The sequence below is a fragment of the Anaerostipes hadrus ATCC 29173 = JCM 17467 genome (assembly GCF_030296915.1).
Lineage (GTDB): Bacteria > Bacillota > Clostridia > Lachnospirales > Lachnospiraceae > Anaerostipes > Anaerostipes hadrus.
On record NZ_AP028031.1, the window covers coordinates 1,456,539 to 1,474,951 of the forward strand.

Sequence of the window (18,413 nt, forward strand, 5' to 3'; positions counted from 1 at the left end):
TTATTCTTCTGCAAGAATCTTAACTGCATTTATTATCTGGTTGATTTCTTTCATTGTTGTCTCATGTCCAAAACTGAATCTTACCATACCCTGCTCTATCGTACCGAAATGCTCATGTACCAATGGTGCACAATGAGCACCTGATCTTGTCTGTATCTGAAAACGTTCCATTAATTCATCACTGACACTTCCGGAATCATATTCTTCCAGGTTGATCGAACAAATGGCGGTTTGTTTTGTCAGATCTAATTGCTTTTCATGGTAAATTTTAATTCCTTGGATCTTCTGAATTTTTTTATAAAATATTTCAATAAGATTCATTTCCTGTTCACGTATCTTATCAATTCCATATGTATTGATAAAATCAATCGCTGCCCCAAGTCCTACGATTCCGATCCCATTTAATGTTCCTGCTTCCAATGCCTGTGGCAGCACTCCTGGCTGTGTTTTCGAAAATGATAAGATTCCTGTTCCACCTGTTTTTAACGGACGAATCTCTACACCTTTTCTAATACAGATCCCCCCGATACCCTGCGGTCCCATCAAGCCTTTATGTCCGGTAAAACATAATATATCGATATTATCTTCCTTCATGGAGATTGGAATCACTCCAGCACTTTGAGCGGTATCAACGACAAATAAAATTCCTTTTTCTCTACAAAGTTTTCCAACACTTTGGATATCAAACATTTCACCTGTCACATTGGATGCATGCGTCATCACGATCATCTTGGTATCTTTTGTGATTGCCTGTTTGATATCCCCCACATCTGGTGAAGTGATCGTTAAGCAAACTCCTTGTCGTTCCATCTCATATAATGGACGAAGAACGCTGTTGTGCTCCATAAACGTTGTGATCACATGATCACCATGATTTAAGCTTCCTTTGATCACTGTGTTTAAGCTTTCTGTAATTCCACTGGTAAATACAACTTGTTCTGCTCCATAGCCGTCAAAAAACTGATCTACTTTCGTACGAACTTCGTAAATCTTTCTTGCAGCATCCAGAGAACTTTCGTTGACACCTCTTCCGCTGTTGCCAAGTGCCAATGCGTTCATAACTGCATCCTTGACACACTCTGGTTTCGTGATATGCGTTGCTGCATAATCTGCATAAATTGTTTCTACCTTTTGTTTCTCATGGGTACATATAGGAACATTCGGTTCTTCCTGCTGATCGGAAAGATTATTTTTCAAATATAATAATGCTTCCAAAACACCACCTGCAATGCATCTGGCTTTATCTGAAATTGTAAAGCAGTTATCGTATTCTTCAGCTCTCGGATCGATATCTGCGATCTTAAATCCTTTTGTCACCGGATATCCATCACGAATTAAACCTCTCAGTAATCCATCCATACTTGCAGGTACATCAACAATCGTACCTTCTGGTGTTTCTATCTTTGCTAATAACTGGCCTTTGCTTACCATATCTGTGATATGACAGATATTTCTTAAAATCCCTTTAGCTTGGGAATGGATCACTCGTTCTTTTCCAAAGCCTTTGATCACTCCTGGAATTCCTGTGTTCGGGATCGCACTGCCTTCTTTGATGATCCTTCCAAGCCTGTGTCCACGCATCGTCTCGATCACAACATCGACATCTTCCCCTGCTGTAAATCCAGGTCCTAAAGCGATCGTGATCGGTGCCATATCTCTTGTTGTACCAAGATTTTTCTTCGCAAGAATGGCATCAACAACTGCGATCGGATGCAATTGTTTGATCATTTCTCCATTTGGATCGATCATTAATGCCGGATTCCCTGCTTTCATGATCTGTTCTGCTTCTTTGATATCATGTGCAAGATGGCAGGTCATATCCTCAACCTGCCACTTTTCTTCATAAACTGCTTCTGAAAATGCAACATTTCTACGAATTGCAGATGGATGTGCAATTTCTAAGATCAATACATGAAAACCACTTTTTACCAATTTATAAATTGTACCTGTGGCGATATCTCCACCGCCTCTTACAATGATTAAATCTTTCATAGATATTCCTCAAGGTTTGATCACTTTTCCTGCTTTTTCCATCATTTCTACGATATCATACATATTTGTGATGGAACCAACCGCTAATTTATCTGTAATATCATAGAAATTTAAGCATGTTCCGCAAGTATATATTTCGACCCCTTCTGCTTCTAATGTTTTTAAATCTTCTAAAGAATCAGAATCTTCGCATGTAAGATATGCTCCTGAATTATAAAATAATACCTTTGATGGAAGTTTATCCTGTTTTGTTACTGCAAATAAAAACGCTTTGATCAATGTCTGACCAAGAGCTTTCTCTCCTTGTCCCATCTCGTTGGATGATACAGCGATGATAAAATCATCCTTTGCAGATGGTGCACAGACAATCTCTTCTTCCTCATCTGCCGGTGTATAATTCTCTGCCATGATCTCAATCTTAAATTCATTGTCTGAGATCTTCTCGCTTTTAACTTCGCAGTTTTTACCTTCTGCAAATCTTGTAACATTCTGGACAGCTGGTTCATTATCTACCAGAACGATTAATTTTGTCTCTCCATCCATTGATTCTAATGCTTTCTTTGTGTGTACAACCGGAATCGGACAAGCATTCCCTCTTTCATCAATCTGTTTCATACTTAACCTCCCATTTAAATTTCTACCTGAAATACCCCTTGTGGGGTGATTTCATATTCTGACATAAATTGTACCACAGATTCTTCATTTTCTAAAGGGGTCATCCATGCCATTCCACATCCTGCTGTGATCTCTTTTGGTACTGGGATCAATCTTCCTGCGATCTGATGTTTTTTGCAGGCACTTTCCATACCGATCGCCTGTGTTGTTGTCTCAAATGTGATCACTGTTTTTAATTCTTTTTTTCTCATGATATTTTATGTTTCTCCTGAATTTCCAAAGTTTTTTATAAAAGAACGTTTTACTGCTTCAGCAACTTCTTTCTGAAAGTTTTCATAACGATTCAGAATATCTTCGCCTTCTGGTGTAAGGTGTGAACCTCCCCCTTGCTTTCCGCCGGATTTTCGTTCTACTAATTTGACTCCAAGGTCTGCTTCCGCACGATTTAAGATCTTCCATGCTTTGCTTGCAGCCATTCCCATGGATTTATATGCAGCAGATAAAGAACCTTTCTCTCTTGTTAATGATAATAACTGTGCAACTCCTTTTCCAAAATCTGGTTCTTCCATAAAAACTCTGACCCTGAAATCAAAACGTTTTGGTAAATATGATTTCATGTCTACCACCCTTTTCCGAATCCACAGTTTGGATAAGTACAAACTTTACATCCAAGACATAATCCGCCTTCTCCAAGGTGTGCAAGTTCTTCTGCACTTACTTTATCATCTGCCATGATCCTTGGCAGAATAAGATCAAAAACAGTTCTCTTTGAATACATAACGCATCCTGGAAGTCCCATGATCGGAATTATCTGATCTCCTTTTTTATAATATGCAAGTAAAAACATTGCTCCTGGCAAAACAGGTGCTCCATAAGATATGATATCGGCTCCTGTATTCTTGATCGCAAGTGGTGTCTTGTCATCTGGATCAACACTCATTCCTCCTGTGCATAATACCATTTCTGCCCCATTTTCGATAGCTTCTAAGATTGTTTTTGTTAAAAGTTCATTGTCATCTGGCAACTGTTTTGTACTGGTCACTTCTGCACCGTATTCTTTGATCTTTTCTGCCACAACTGGAGTAAATGTATCCTCAATTCTATGATAATACACTTCATTTCCTGTAGCTAAGATCACGGCTTTTTTCTTCTTATAAGGCAGAAGAGACAGGATTGGTGTATCCCCAACCCTGTCTTTGACTTCCTGCATCTTATCTTTTTCAATGACCAGTGGAATGATTCTCGTACCTGCTAGTTTGTCCCCTGCTTTGACTGGAGTATTTCCAGATCTTGTCGCGATCATCATCTGTCCGAAAGAATTGACGGTAAATAGTTTTTCTTTGTCGATCTTTAAGAGTCCGTCATATTCGGCAGATAATTCAATCTTACCTTCCTTAACTTCTGACTCTTTCATTCCTTCATTCTTGCACAGATCACAAAGGATCCTTGCTGCATCATTTTCATGAAGCATATCGTCTCCGGCTTCCCAGACGTATAAATGATCTTTTCCAAGGGATAACAACACTGGGATATCTTCTTCTTTGACTACATGACCTTTCCTGAATCTTGCGTCTTTTGTAACACCTTTGATGATCTGTGTGATATCATGACATAGCACAGTTCCTACAGCATCTTTTGTATCCACTAATTTCATTGTTTTTCACCTTCTACTTCTTATTTATTAATTGTAAATCCATAAGATCTGAAGACTTTTAATGCTTTTTCACTCTGTAAGAATTTTACGAATTTATCAGCTGCATCTTTATTTTTACTTTTCTTTAATGCTGCAACTGGATAAATAACTGGCGTTTTTAAAGCATCTGCTGGTGCTTCTGCAAGAACTTTTACATCCTTGTTACTTGCTGCATCTGTTGCATATACAACACCGCAAGAAGCACTTCCTTTTGCTACCCAATTTAAAACTTCTGTTACATTTGTTCCAAAGCTTGCTTTTTTCTTCACATCATTCCAGTTCTTTAAGTTTGTCAAGATTTCCTGTGCATACTGTCCAGCTGGAACGCTCTTAGGATCTCCTAATGCTATTGTATCAGCTTTTGTGATATCTTTAAAGGATGAAACTTTTTCATCACCTTTTTTAGGAGCGATCAGTACAACTTTGTTTTCTAATAATTCTACAACATCCCCCTTGCTGATGTATTTTCCTTTGACAAGATTGTTCATCTGTTCAGTCGCTGCTGACATAAATACATCAGCTGCCATTCCATTTTCAATCTGGCTCTGTAATTTTCCTGAACTATCATAACTTCCTTCTACTTTAATTCCTTTATTTTCTTTTTCGAACATTGGAATTAATTTCTCTGTGTAGCATTTTTCAAGACTAGCTGCAGCTGCAAGTGTGATGGTTGTTGTTTCTTCTTTCTTTACTGCCTCTGTTGTGGATTTAGAGCTGTCCTTATTGCTTCCACATGCTGTTACCCCAAGAACCATAGCTCCTGCTAATAACACTGCTAAAAATTTCTTTTTCATTTGCAACTTCCTCACTTTCTTAAAAATGTTATGTAAAATTTCATAGTAATGTGGCTTTTTCCATATGACCTCTTTGAATATGGTATTTTTTGTCACATAGATTTTCTACTTCCTTACTGCTGTGGCTCACCAAGATCGCTGGTTTATCCAACATTGCCAGCATATTGGATAATTCATCTTGCATCTGTTCTCTTAAGTATTCATCCAACGCTGAAAATGGCTCATCCATCAGGATGACTTCCGGTTCACACACAAGCATCCTTGCTAACGCTGTTCGCTGTTTTTGCCCTCCTGAAATCTGTCTTGGATATCTTTTTGCTAATTCTTCGATATGAAATCGTTTCATCATATCATTTGTCTTTTGTTCGATTTCATCCTTCGGAAATCCTTTTGCTCTTAATCCTGTTTTGATATTCTCTTCAATCGTCATATTAGGAAACAGTGCATATCCCTGAAATAAATATCCAATCTTTCGTTTTTGTGGTGGCAGATCGATCTTTTTCTCGGAATCATAAAGTATTTTCCCATCTAGTACAATTCTCCCACTATCTGCAGTTTCCACACCTGCGATACATTTTAAAGTAATGCTTTTTCCACTTCCAGAAGGTCCCATAAGCCCTGTACAACCTGTTTCTACATTAAGTTCTGACTCTAATGTAAATTCTTTTAGTTTCTTTTTGATCTTTACTTCAAGACTCATACATCTCTCCTTACGCTTCCTGTTTCTTCTTTTCCATGATCAGGTAAATATTCATGGCTGCTACGATTGCAAAACAAATGATCACGATCACAAGTACATACTGATATGCTGCATCCATATTTCCCGCTGCAACTTCAGAGTATACTGCAAGTGGCAGAGTTCTTGTTCTTCCCGGAATATTTCCAGCGATCATTGCTGTTGCTCCGAATTCACCAAGTCCTCTGGCAAATGCAAGCACTCCACCAGAAATGATCCCTGGCAGTGCATTTGGGATCATAACTCGAAAGAAAATGCTCCACTCACTCATTCCAAGTGTTCTTGCAGCAAAGATAAGATCTTCATCAATCTGTTCCAGGGCACCTCTTGCAGAACGGTACATCAATGGAAATGACATCACAACTGCCGCAAGGATCGTTGCGCCCCATGAAAATGCAATCTTGATTCCAAGATAATTTTCAAATAATTTTCCTACTGGTCCATATGATCCGAAAAATACAAGCAAGAAAAACCCTGCAACAGTTGGTGGTAATACTAATGGCATCGTAAAGATCCCATCCCAGAAGATTCTTGTTGCGTCTGATTTACGATATAAGATCCATCTTGCTGCTAATAATCCTAAAATAAAGGTAAATAAAATCGCGATCGTTGCCGTTTTCATCGATATGATGATCGGTGATATATCCATACATTGTCTCCTCTCTTAGTTTCTTCCGCAATCTTCTGTGTTTTCCCTTAAAGTATCTAATCCATGTGGCAGCTGATCAATGATAAAAGAAAGACTCTCTTCCACTGCCTTTTTGCTTCCAGGAAGATTAATGATCAATGTTTTCTTTCTTATTACACTGACACCTCTTGATAACATGGCTCGTTTTGTGATCGTCATAGAACCTGCTCTGATCGCTTCTGAGATTCCCGGTACATTGCGGTCTGCAACAGCTAAAGTTGCTTCTGGTGTACGATCTCTTGGAGAAAGCCCTGTCCCACCGGTTGTAATAATTAAATCAACCTGCCGGCTGTCGCTTAAACGGATCAGATGTTTTTTGATCTGAGCTTCTTCATCCGGAAGAAGGATTTCTTCTACGATCTTAAATCCATGTTCTTTTAAGATTTCTGCTGCTCTTGGACCGCTTGTATCCACTCGTTCTCCTCTGGAGCCTTTATCACTCAATGTCATGACTGCTGCCATGTATGGCATATCTTTCTCTGGGTAAATGACCTCAATCTTATCTCCGACTTTGATTGTTCCGCTTTCTAATACTTTTGCAAAGATACCTTCTCTTGGCATGATACAGTCCCCAACACGTTTATATATCTCACAATGACTATGGCATTCTTTCCCAATCTGAGTAATCTCAAACTTTGCATCATTACAGATCAGTTTTGTTCCAACTGGAAGTTTCTTAAAATCAATGCCGTAAGCAAGAATATTTTCCCCAAAATCACCCTCGATCACGGAAGCACCTTTTTCATTGAATTCATCCACAATATCCGCGCTCAAAAAACTAACCTGACGATGCCATTTTCCTGCATGGGCATCTCCTTCTAATCCAAAGTCTTTGATCACATTGACTTCGTTGATATTTTTCTTCACGGTTCCTCGTTTTTCACTGATACAGACTGCTTTTATGATTCCTTCCATACAAAATCACCACTCTTTCCACCTGTTTTCTCTACTAAATGTATCTCTGACATAACCATATGTTTGTCAATTGCCTTGCACATATCATAAATCGTTAATAAAGCAATCTGTACTCCTGTCAGTGCCTCCATCTCAACGCCTGTTTTCCCTATTGTTTTGACAAGACAGACTGCTTTGATCTCTTTGGTTTCTTCTAGCATTTCAAAATCAACTTTACACTTTGTAAGCATCAGAAGATGGCACATCGGGATCAGTTCAAATGTCTTCTTTGCCGCCATGATCCCTGCGATCCTTGCAGTTCCTAAGACATCTCCTTTTGCCATACTTCCTTCTTTGACTTTTTCAAAGATCTCATCATTAACTTTGATCTTTCCTTGTGCGATCGCTGTTCTTGTTGTTTCTTTTTTCTTCGTCACATCGACCATGACCGCATTCCCATGCTGGTCAAAATGTGAAAATTCTCCCATTTATCTTATCCTCCAATTGTATACATCTTGCTGTTTGACGGCATTTCTTCAAAATGATGTGCCTGTGGTTTTTTATAAATGATTTCTTTTAAAACCTGTTTGATCTCTTCGTCTGACGTTTCATCCTTTCTTAACAGATCTCTTAAATTTCCTGCTTCTTCATAATAAAGACATGGTTTGATCCCACCGATAGAAGTCAAACGAATACGGTTGCATGTATCACAAAATTTTCCATGCAATGCCTCGATCCATCCGATCATTCCCTTATATCCTTCCATTGTTTCATAAACTGCTGGCCCATTTCCCATTCTTTGTTCGGTTTTGTGAAATCTGATCCCTTGATCTTTTAGGTTCTTTCTGATTTCATTTCTTGTTAATGCTATCGTTGTCTTCTTATTTCCAAGCGGCATTTGTTCAATAAATCGTATACAGATTTTATGATCTTTCATATAGTCTATAAATTTTTGAATATCCTCCATCGTCGTCCATTCTGTCAACACAACATTTATCTTTATATTCAATCCTATATTGACCGCTTTATTAATTACTGATATGACCTGTTTGTATCCATCGAATCCTGTGATCTTTTTATATTTCTCCTGATCCATAAAATCAAGACTTATATTGATCCCATCCACTCCTGCCTCTGCTAATTTCACTAAATCTTTTGATAATAAGATTGCATTGGTTGTTAACGTAACTTTATTAACTCCATCCGTTTTCTTTAATTCACGGATAAAATCTGAACAACCTTTTCGTACCAACGGTTCGCCACCTGTGATCTTAAATTTGTCAATTCCAAGCGTTGTAAGAATCTTACATACTCTTAGGATCTCCTCATATCTTAAAATCTCCCCATGTGACAACATTTCTTCATGATCAGGGCGGCAATAGGTACAATATAAATTACAACGATCCGTGATCGATATTCTTGCATAATCAATGGTTCTTTGAAATTGATCTTTCATCTCTTTCTCCTATCGTTATTCTCAACCAAGAATAACGCCTGCCTAAAATCAGACAGGAAAAACCATGTTTTAACATTCTTCCTGTCTGTTCGTTCTTCTATTCTAATATGATTGATTTTTCTTCTTTTTCTTCTATGTACCCAATTATTTTAGCACATGGAATTGTATTTTGTAAATCCTCTAATAAATTTTTTGCATCATTTTCGCTAACTGCGATCATCAATCCTCCAGATGTCTGTGGATCATATAAAATATCTTCCAATGCTCTATTTATTTTTTTAGTTTTTGAAACACCTTCACTTGCATATTTACGATTTCTATAAGCACCTTCCGGGATCATTCCAAGGTCTGCCATAGAAAGAGCTTCTTTGTGATATGGAATCTCTTCTGTCATAAAATGAATCGTTACATCACTGCCCTGTGCCATCTCATAACCATGTCCAAGTAATCCAAACCCAGTAACATCCGTACAACTGTGCACTTCATATTTTACCATAATATCTCTGGCATATTTATTGAGCTGTCTCATCTGATCATAGATCTTATCCATTACTTTTTGATCGATAAATTCAGCCTTTGCTGATGTTGTTAAAATTCCAACTCCTAACGGTTTGGTCAAAATTAAAATATCTCCAGGTCTTGCCCCGCTGTTTGTCAAAAATTTTTGAGGATGTACAAATCCAGAAACAGATAAACCATATTTGGGCTCTTGATCGTGAATCGTATGTCCACCTGTGATGATCACTCCTGCTTCATATGCTTTTTTATAACCACCTCGTAAAATTGCCTGAATGCTTTCTTTTGGCATATCTTTTGTGACACACATGATATTTAAGGCAAGCTTTGGATCTGCTCCCATCGCATAAATATCACTGATCGCATTCACTGCTGCAATCTCTCCGAACATTTCCGGATCGTCAACGATCGGCGGGAAGAAATCCAATGTCTGAACAAGTGCTGTATTTTCATCAATTTTATAGACAGACGCATCATCACTTTTATCAAAACCAACTAATAACCGTTCATCTGATCTTGTTGGAATTCCGTCTAATAATTTTGCTAAAGTTCCAGCTCCAACTTTTGCCCCACATCCTGCACACTGGGCGAGTTTTGTTAATTTCACTTCTGTCTCCATAGACCTTATCCTCCCGTAAATGTTCATGATCTTTCTTAAACATTATCTCTTGTTACATCTTTTAACCACTTGAAACTGCGATATCTGATCAATGTGATCGGTACTTTGATCAATTCATCACTCATCAATAATACATAAACTGCCGGCACACTCCAATGTAATACAAATGCAGCCAATGCTCCTAATAAAATCGAACATCCCCACATCGTTGATACATCCATGATCAAGCCAAACTTCGTATCGCCGCCAGATCGGAAGATTCCAACGACCATTGTTGTATTAAATGCCTGCGCGATCACAAAATAAGACATCACATAAAACATCATTTTCAGATAGTATCTTGCAGTTGCACTTAAGGATAAGAAAGAAATTACAACTGGAGATGCTATTAAGATCAATCCTCCTCCGATCACTCCCATCACCACACTTAAAATGATAAACCGTTTGGCATAGGCTCTTGCATGATCGAATTTTCTCTCACCGATCGTCTTTCCAAGATAGATCGCTGTGGCGCTGGATAGCCCAAAAGACACAACCGTTGCTAACTGTCTCGCCACCTGTGCAACAGAATTGGCTGCAACTGCAGAACTTCCCATATGTCCAAGAACTGCTGTATTGGCTGATGTTCCAAGCCCCCACATTACCTCATTTAAAACAACTGGGAGGGAATAGACTAAGAAATCTCTCACTAACAGTTTGTCCTGATGAAGGAAATAGTGAACTCTGAATTTTACATCTTTATTATATATTTTTGCATAACCACAAACCAGAACAAGTTCCATAATCCTTGCGATCAATGTCGCAATCGCTGCTCCACGGATTCCAAGAGCTGGGAATCCAAATAATCCAAAAATAAAGATCGCATTAAAAATCACATTGCATGAAAATGATGCTAGATAAACAACTGTTGCCACGATCACTCGTTCAATGCTTCGCATGACATATAAATATACATTGGTAATTCCCATGATAATATATGAACATGCAACGATCCTTAAATACTTAACTCCTTCTGTGATCACCTGTGGATCATTTGTAAAAATTCTCATCAACGATGCTGGAATTGTAAATGCTGCGATAGTAAATATCGCAGTTATGATCACTGCTGATCTAATCCCTAATGCCAAGATCTTTTCAATCGCTGTCTTGTCACCTTTTCCCCAGTATTGTGCAGTAAGAACGGTTGCCCCCGATGTTAATCCAAACAAAAACAGTACCATAATGTACTGAATCTGGCCAGCAAGAGAGGCCCCTGATAATACTTTTTCACTGACTTTTCCAAGCATCACAACATCGGCTGCTGTTACTCCAACGTTGATCAGATTCTGCAATGCCATCGGAACGACCAGTGCAAATACATTTTTATAAAAATCTTTCCATTTGATGCTTAAATCATTCAATCTTTTTCTCCTGTTCTTTTCATTTCCTCATAATAGGATATAGAAGCTTTGTCTGCTTGTCAAGCACATATTGCCTGCCTGTATTTCATTTAGTATCCCCAAAAATGAAAAATAAAAACCACTTAATAAAATCATCTGCAGATTCATCATTGCGATATTTATTAAATGGTCTTTACCTTTATAATTAGAATTTAATTTTTTGGCATTTATAGATATGTAGTTTATTCTTCGATTTTTAATGCTTCTTCATTGCTGAGCTCTTTGCCATCTTTTGTTGTTGCAACATAGTAGATATCACCTTCTTCTGGCTGATAATAGATATCTAAATTTACGATCGTGTTCATTTTAACACCAGCTGCTTTTAAATTTTCTTTAACAAGTTTCTCTGTGTCTTTTACATCTATGTTGCGTTCCTGAAACTGTACTTCGATTTTTGTTTTCATACTACTCTCCTTCTTCTTGATCATCTACTCTTTATGTCAACTCTTGATGTGATTATTATTAGATTCTTGTATGCGTACATTGTATTCTACATACGATTTATAATTCATATTATAGCCTTTTTTTCCAATTTATTCAACTTGAATCTGATTTAGTACAAAATCTATCTACTTTTCCTTGATCTTTTTTCCATAACTTTTTGGATGATCATATCTGCGATCCATCCACATAAGAGCCCAATGATCAAACCTCCTAAAACGTCCGTTGGATAATGAACGTATAAATACATTCTTGAAAATGCGATTAAAACAGATACTATCAAAGCTCCTGCTGCCATTCTCTTTCTTCCCGCAAAATACAGCGCACTGACCGATGCAAATGATGCAGCTGTATGTCCCGATGGAAAAGAATAATCCTTCAATGGTGTGACCAACAGCTGGACCGTCTGATTAATGCTATATGGTCTTATTCTTGCCACGATCGGTTTTAAGATCACATTACAAATGATCAAATCTGCAATTAATGCAACTGCCATGTATACTCCTGATTTTCTTGTTTTTGGTATTAGTAATAAAATGACTGTTAAAATGATCCATACGATCCCTGCATCTCCCAGTTTCGTAATAGCTACCATAAATCTGTCTAATAATGGAGTATGGATCGTTTGAAGTTTGTCTAAAATCTGAAATTCAAATCCCATAATGATTTTACTCTGCCTTTCTTTTTCTATTATAACATTGATTCTTTGATTTTATAAAACATTGATACATAGGTTGTATCCTTAGATTCTAAAATATGCCGTACTCCTATTTCTCGAAGCTGCTTCGTTGTCTTTTCTCCAATACTGATACACGGAATATTCTCTATCCATTGTTGCTTTTCTTCTCCTATCTGATCAAAAAATCTTCGAGCTGATGATGCACAGGTAAAAGAAACACTTCGGATATCTTTCATTTCTGGAATTTCACTTAAAATCTTTCTATTATTTTCATACATGACCTTTTCTGTTACCTGACAGATCGGTGTAAGAGCTTTTTTTAATTTTTCTCCACCAGATATGCCTTTACAGTACCAGACCACATCCTTTGCATCTACTTCCTGTTTCATAAGTTCGGAAAGATTGATCTCTCCTGCTTCTTCTGGCATAAGATCTGCTATAATCCCATATTGCATCAAGACATCTTTTGTCTTTTTACCTACAACGACAATTTTTTTATCGAAGAGATCTCGAATATCCAGATTCGAAGATTTCATCTGTTTCATAAAACCATGAACTCCATATCTGCTTGTAAAAATCAGATAGGTCACTTTCGCTAATTCCTCTTTGGAAATCCAGTCATATCTATAAGAAATCTCTCCTGTCTGAAGTTCCTTGACCTTATATCCATGATCTTTTAATATCTGCGCTAACTTTGATGGCTGATCTCCTATTTTGGTAACTAAATGACAGGTTGTATCTTCTAGTTTTTGAATCTGTTTTTGAAGTTTCACAACCTCTCCTACAACAATGACTGCTGGTGATGAAAGTTTTTCTTGCTTTACTTTTTCATGAATCGTATTTAATGTTGCTTCACACGTTTGCTGCTTTGTAGATGCTGCACTAGAAACAACTGCAACAGGTGTATTGGCATCCATTCCATTTTTTAATAGATTCGTTGTGATCTCTTCTAGTTTCGAAAGTCCCATTAAGAACACTAAAGTTTCTTCAGACTTTGCCATAGATGCAAAATTAAGATCAGATAACTGATTTCTTCGATCATGTGCTGTCACAACACGGAATCCTTTGGAGATTCCTCGATGAGTTACAGGAATCCCCGCAAGTTCCGCAGCTGCGATACAGGAGCTGATTCCTGGAACAACTTCACAATAAATTCCATGATCGGCTAAATATAGGGCTTCTTCTCCACCTCTTCCAAAGACAAATGGATCCCCACCTTTTAAACGCACTACGATATCATATTGTAATGCTTTTTGTGCTAATAATTCATTGATCTGTTCTTGTTTCATCGTATGATGATGATTTTCTTTTCCAACATAGATATGTTCGCATCCTTCTTTTGTTTCATCTAATAATTCTTGTGGGATCAATCTGTCATAAATGACACAATCCGCTTTTTTTAAGATTTCTTTTCCTTTAACCGTGATAAGTCCTGGATCTCCCGGTCCTGCACCAATTAAATATACGATTCCTGCCAGCTGTTTTTTGATATTTTTTACTGCCGTTTGTGCTAAGATCTCAGGGCATGTTCCATAAACTTTCGTATATGCCTGTTTGCTTCCATCTTCATTTCCAAACATAGCATATAGTTCGTACCCTTGATCTGTCTTTTGACATCTGGCACCTGCCGGAGTATGACAACTGCCTCCCATTTGTTCTAAGAAATTTCGTTCTGCACATACTTCGTTCATTGTTTCTTCATCACAAAATACATCCAACATCTTTTGCAATTCTTTCTGATCTTCTCTTACTTCCAAAGCCAGAGCACCCTGTGCTGGTGCTGAGATCATGTCTTCTGGCGCCAGATATTGCGTGATCACATCTTCCATTCCTAGTCTTTTAAGACCTGCTGCCGCAAGAACGATTCCATCTAATTGTTGTTCCTCCATTTTTCGAAGTCTCGTATCAACATTCCCTCGAATATTTATAATCTGAAGGTCTGGTCTTAACTTTAATAACTGAAATGCTCTTCTTTTGCTTCCTGTTGCTATCACAGCACCTTCTCGTAATTCAGACAGATGTTTCGCTGTTCGAAGGATCAACACATCTCTTGGATCTTCCCTTTTCCATACTTTTGTAAAAACAAGGCCTTTTGCCGGGGTTGACGGCATGTCTTTCATGCTGTGAACTCCCATATGGATTTCCCCAGAAATGATCTTTTCTTCAATCTCTTTGACAAACAGACCTTTTCCACCAATTTTATCTAATGGTTTATTCTGAATCTTATCACCTTTTGTTTTAATGATCTGGATTTCAAAAGTGTGTTCTGGATAAGCTTTCGCTAATTTTTCCTGAACATATTTTGTCTGGATCAGTGCAAGGCGTGATCCTCTTGATCCGATGATATATTTCATAGGTCATTTTCCTTTCTTTGTCTCTATCCCAAAAAGCTGTTCTACCATCTTCTTATAATCTGCTTGTTCCTGTCTTGTTTCTAAATGTTTTAATTCCTGAATCGGTTCTTTGATCATGCGCTGCAAGGATGCATTTAACACCTTCTTTAGAAGTTTCTGCTCTCTTGTTCCAAAATCTATTTTTCTTGATAAATATGAATAACTATCTTCCACGATCTCTGTACATTTTTCCTGCAAGGAGCGAATTGTTTCTTCCATTGGTGCCTGAAACAGCCACTGCATCGTTTCTTCTTTTGCTTTGCTGATCATCGTATTGCTTTGTCTGCAAAGTTCTTCACGTTCTGACTGATTTGCTTTAGAAATCTCTTTGATCGTATCTAAATTGATCAGATTTACCTTTGCGTCATCTGAAAGTTTTGGATCAATATCTCTTGGTGTTGCAAGATCTAAAAATGTAACTTGTTTTTCTGGCGTATAATATTCTTGTTTTACAACCACATGTGGTGCTGATGTTGCAGATACTACAATATCACATTGTTTCATGATCTCATATCTTTGTTCGTAAGAAATGATCTCAATCTCTTGAAACTCTTTCTGAACATTTCCTGCATGTGCCAGTGTTCTGCTGCATAAATAAATCTTGCCTGCTTCATATTCCTGCAGATAACGAAGTGCAAGAACTGCAGTATCTCCGCTTCCGATCACCAAGACCATTTTGTCTTTGATATCACATATTTTCTGTAATTCACAGATTCCGATATATCCAACAGATACTGGTTTCTCACTTATTCTAAACGTTGTTTTTACCTTTTTTGCACAAGTAATAGCATCTCTTACGACTTTATTTAGTTCTTTCTTGCTAAATCCCATGGTTCTTGAAAAATCCAAGGCATCTTTTACTTGTCCAAGAATCTGATCTTCTCCTAGTACCATAGATTCTAATCCTGCGGTTACTTGAAACAGATAAGAAACTGCTTTATCTTCTTCGCAATGTCTGATATATTGCTCAATCTCTGCTTTATCGAACATATCACAGTATATATTTTGTATTTTTTTGATCTGTTGTTCATCATCAAAAAAATAATAAATCTCACTGCGGTTACAGGTCGATAAGATCATCACCTGTTCAACCCCGATTTCCTCTGCTTTATGAAAAAATTCAAGCTTCTTCTGATCCGTAAATGAAATTTCATCACGAATGGTAAGATCTGCATTTTTATAATCAATTCCTAGAAATCCAAACTGCATAGAGCCTCTCCTGCAAGTTTACATGTTTTCTCAATATCTTCTTCTGTATGTGCGTTAGAAATAAACATTGTCTCAAACTGAGATGGTGCAATATAAATTCCGCGATCTAGTAAATATCCAAAATAATCTGCATACTGTTCTGTATTGGATGTCACAGCACTTTCAAAATCTCTGACTTTCTGGTCTGTAAAGAATACACTCATTAAAGATCCAATCTGATTAACACAAATATGTCCTTTTCCTGCTTCTCTTGCTGCATCAGCAAGTTTTCTTGTTTTTTGCTCTAGTCTTTCGTAAATCTGCGGATCATTTTTTAAGATATTTAATGTCTCAATTCCTGCCGTTGTTGCAACTGGGTTTCCTGACAATGTTCCTGCCTGATAAACTGGCCCATCTGGAGAGATCATCTGCATGATTTCTCTTCTTCCGCCATACGCACCGATCGGCATTCCTCCACCAACAATTTTTCCAAGTGTTGTGATATCCGGCTTGATATTATAATACTGCTGTGCTCCTCCTAGAGATAGCCTAAAACCTGTAATAACCTCATCAAAGATCAATAATGATCCGTGATCTTTTGTGATCTCTCTTAAAAATTCGAGAAATCCTTCTTCTGGAAGTACTAATCCCATATTAGCTGCCACCGGTTCTACGATCACTGCTGCGATCTGATCTTTATTTTCATCAAATAGTTTTTGTACAGAATCTTTGTCATTGTATTCTGCGACTAATGTATTCTTCGTATCATCTTTTGGAACTCCAGCACTATCTGGAACAGATGTTGTAAGTGCTCCCGATCCTGCTTTTACTAACAAACTGTCGGAATGTCCATGATAGCATCCGCGGAATTTAACGATCTTATCTCTCCCTGTAAATCCTCTGGCTGCACGGATCGCACTCATAACAGCTTCTGTTCCAGAACTTACCAGACGGCTTACTTCCATAGACGGGATCAATTCACTGATCAATTCTGCAAGGATCACTTCCTTCTCTGTTGGTGCTCCGAAAGTCAAACCGTTTTCACAAGAGTCCATGACTTTTTTGATGACTTGAGGATGAGCATGTCCTAAGATTCCAGGTCCCCATGAACATACATAATCGATATATTCATTTCCATCGGCGTCAATAATACGGTCTCCTTTTGCAGATTCCATGAATCTTGGAGTACGATTTACCGCACGGAATGCACGAACTGGACTGTTTACCCCTCCCGGAATATGTACTTTTGCTCGTTCATATAATTCTTTTGATCTTGTATCTTTCATTTTATCTTCCCTCTTCTTTCAGCCATTTTGCAACATCAAGTGCATGATATGTAATGATCATCTTTGCACCAGCACGTTTTAATCCGACCATATTTTCCATAACGATCTTTTTCTCATCGATCCATCCATTGGCCGCAGCTGCTTTTACCATAGCATATTCTCCGCTTACATTGTATGCAACGATCGGAATATTGTATTTCATAGATGCTTCTTTCATAATATCCATATAAGCAAGTGCTGGTTTGGCAATGATCAAGTCTGCTCCTTCTTCGATGTCTTCCCCGATCTCTCTTAGAGCTTCCTGTCCATTTGCCGGATCCATCTGGTATGTTTTTCTATCTCCAAATCCTGGTGCAGAATGTGCTGCATCACGAAATGGTCCATAGTATCCTGACGCAAACTTGGCACTATAAGACATGATCGGTGTGTATACAAATCCTGCTTCATCTAAAGCTTCACGAATAGCTTTCACTCGAAGATCCATCATATCACTTGGCGCAATGATATCTGCCCCTGCTTTTGCATAACTTACAGATGCTTTTGCAAGAAGCGGAAGTGTTTCATCATTTAAGATCACTCCGTCTTTCACAAGTCCACAGTGTCCATGAGATGTGTATTCACAAAGACATACATCCGCAATGATCAAAAGTTCTTCATATTCTTTTTTGATCTGGCGGATCGCCTTTGGCACAATTCCATCTTCAGCGTATGCACCACTTCCGACTTCATCTTTATGATCTGGGATTCCAAAGATTAAAATTGCTTTGATCCCCGCTTCTTTGATCCTGTTAATTTCCTCTGATAAACGATCCAGCGAATACTGATAAATCCCTGGCATAGATTCTACAGGATGTTTAATATTTTCTCCTTCTGTAACAAAGATTGGATAGATCAATTCGTCAATTCTCACATGATTTTCTCTTACCATATCTCTCATATAGTTGCTTGTTCTTAATCTTCTTGTACGTTCCATTTTTACTGTTC

Annotated in this window: 19 protein-coding genes and 1 pseudogene; all 20 read right to left on the reverse strand. The window is 37.8% G+C overall.

Going from position 1 to position 18,413, the window contains the following annotated elements; translation table 11 throughout:
• Positions 1–1,119: an aminotransferase class V-fold PLP-dependent enzyme gene (locus QUE18_RS13815; RefSeq protein WP_242852709.1), complete on the reverse strand. Its 1,119-nt coding sequence runs from the start codon at positions 1,117–1,119 to the stop codon at positions 1–3.
• 72 nt (positions 1,120–1,191) lie between these two features.
• Positions 1,192–1,992: pseudogene (gene yqeB / locus QUE18_RS13820) on the reverse strand (selenium-dependent molybdenum cofactor biosynthesis protein YqeB); the annotation flags it as partial.
• A 9-nt stretch (positions 1,993–2,001) separates the two neighbouring features.
• Positions 2,002–2,607 (reverse strand): sulfurtransferase-like selenium metabolism protein YedF, encoded by a 606-nt coding sequence (gene yedF / locus QUE18_RS07160; protein ID WP_009203329.1) that lies wholly within the window; start codon positions 2,605–2,607, stop codon positions 2,002–2,004.
• Between the two features lie 14 nt (positions 2,608–2,621).
• A complete protein-coding gene (locus tag QUE18_RS07165) occupies positions 2,622–2,858 on the reverse strand; it encodes a putative Se/S carrier protein (protein WP_008391133.1) in 237 nt (78 codons plus the stop codon).
• Positions 2,859–2,864: 6 nt separating this feature from the next.
• On the reverse strand, positions 2,865–3,224 hold the full coding sequence (locus QUE18_RS07170) for a winged helix-turn-helix domain-containing protein (protein WP_009203328.1): 360 nt from the start codon (positions 3,222–3,224) through the stop codon (positions 2,865–2,867).
• A gap of 2 nt (positions 3,225–3,226) precedes the next feature.
• On the reverse strand, positions 3,227–4,261 hold the full coding sequence (locus QUE18_RS07175; protein WP_009203327.1) for a molybdopterin-binding protein: 1,035 nt from the start codon (positions 4,259–4,261) through the stop codon (positions 3,227–3,229).
• A 20-nt stretch (positions 4,262–4,281) separates the two neighbouring features.
• Complete coding sequence (modA, locus tag QUE18_RS07180; RefSeq protein WP_009203326.1) at positions 4,282–5,190, reverse strand: molybdate ABC transporter substrate-binding protein; 909 nt, start codon at positions 5,188–5,190, stop codon at positions 4,282–4,284.
• Positions 5,135–5,794 (reverse strand): sulfate/molybdate ABC transporter ATP-binding protein, encoded by a 660-nt coding sequence (locus tag QUE18_RS07185; protein ID WP_008391140.1) that lies wholly within the window; start codon positions 5,792–5,794, stop codon positions 5,135–5,137. Before QUE18_RS07185 ends, modA begins: the two co-directional genes overlap by 56 nt.
• Before the next feature lie 10 nt (positions 5,795–5,804).
• Entirely contained in the window at positions 5,805–6,479 is a 675-nt protein-coding gene (gene modB / locus QUE18_RS07190; RefSeq protein WP_009264884.1) for a molybdate ABC transporter permease subunit, read from the reverse strand.
• A 15-nt stretch (positions 6,480–6,494) separates the two neighbouring features.
• Positions 6,495–7,433: an MOSC domain-containing protein gene (locus QUE18_RS07195; protein ID WP_008391143.1), complete on the reverse strand. Its 939-nt coding sequence runs from the start codon at positions 7,431–7,433 to the stop codon at positions 6,495–6,497.
• Positions 7,418–7,900 carry a cyclic pyranopterin monophosphate synthase MoaC gene (gene moaC / locus QUE18_RS07200; RefSeq protein WP_008391145.1) on the reverse strand — a complete coding sequence of 161 codons (483 nt, stop codon included), beginning with the start codon at positions 7,898–7,900 and terminating at the stop codon, positions 7,418–7,420. The genes QUE18_RS07195 and moaC overlap by 16 nt, the downstream gene beginning before the upstream one ends.
• Positions 7,901–7,905: 5 nt before the next feature.
• Positions 7,906–8,868 (reverse strand): GTP 3',8-cyclase MoaA, encoded by a 963-nt coding sequence (gene moaA / locus QUE18_RS07205; RefSeq protein ID WP_008391147.1) that lies wholly within the window; start codon positions 8,866–8,868, stop codon positions 7,906–7,908.
• A 97-nt stretch (positions 8,869–8,965) separates the two neighbouring features.
• Positions 8,966–10,003, reverse strand: a complete 1,038-nt coding sequence (gene selD / locus QUE18_RS07210; protein ID WP_008391149.1) for a selenide, water dikinase SelD — start codon at positions 10,001–10,003, stop codon at positions 8,966–8,968.
• A gap of 35 nt (positions 10,004–10,038) precedes the next feature.
• On the reverse strand, positions 10,039–11,403 hold the full coding sequence (locus QUE18_RS07215) for an MATE family efflux transporter (protein WP_008391151.1): 1,365 nt from the start codon (positions 11,401–11,403) through the stop codon (positions 10,039–10,041).
• A gap of 221 nt (positions 11,404–11,624) precedes the next feature.
• Positions 11,625–11,870 carry a DUF6465 family protein gene (locus QUE18_RS07220; protein WP_008391153.1) on the reverse strand — a complete coding sequence of 82 codons (246 nt, stop codon included), beginning with the start codon at positions 11,868–11,870 and terminating at the stop codon, positions 11,625–11,627.
• Between the two features lie 137 nt (positions 11,871–12,007).
• Positions 12,008–12,544: a phosphatase PAP2 family protein gene (locus tag QUE18_RS07225; RefSeq protein ID WP_008391154.1), complete on the reverse strand. Its 537-nt coding sequence runs from the start codon at positions 12,542–12,544 to the stop codon at positions 12,008–12,010.
• Positions 12,545–12,573: 29 nt separating this feature from the next.
• The gene (hemC, locus tag QUE18_RS07230; protein ID WP_008391155.1) at positions 12,574–14,916 is read right to left on the reverse strand and encodes a hydroxymethylbilane synthase; all 2,343 of its coding nucleotides are present in this window, start codon (positions 14,914–14,916) and stop codon (positions 12,574–12,576) included.
• A gap of 3 nt (positions 14,917–14,919) precedes the next feature.
• Positions 14,920–16,164, reverse strand: a complete 1,245-nt coding sequence (hemA, locus tag QUE18_RS07235) for a glutamyl-tRNA reductase (protein WP_009203325.1) — start codon at positions 16,162–16,164, stop codon at positions 14,920–14,922.
• Entirely contained in the window at positions 16,146–17,429 is a 1,284-nt protein-coding gene (gene hemL / locus QUE18_RS07240; RefSeq protein WP_008391157.1) for a glutamate-1-semialdehyde 2,1-aminomutase, read from the reverse strand. Before hemL ends, hemA begins: the two co-directional genes overlap by 19 nt.
• Before the next feature lies 1 nt (position 17,430).
• Positions 17,431–18,402, reverse strand: coding sequence for a porphobilinogen synthase (gene hemB, locus QUE18_RS07245; protein WP_040344141.1), 972 nt, complete (start codon positions 18,400–18,402; stop codon positions 17,431–17,433).
• Positions 18,403–18,413: the final 11 nt, after the last annotated feature.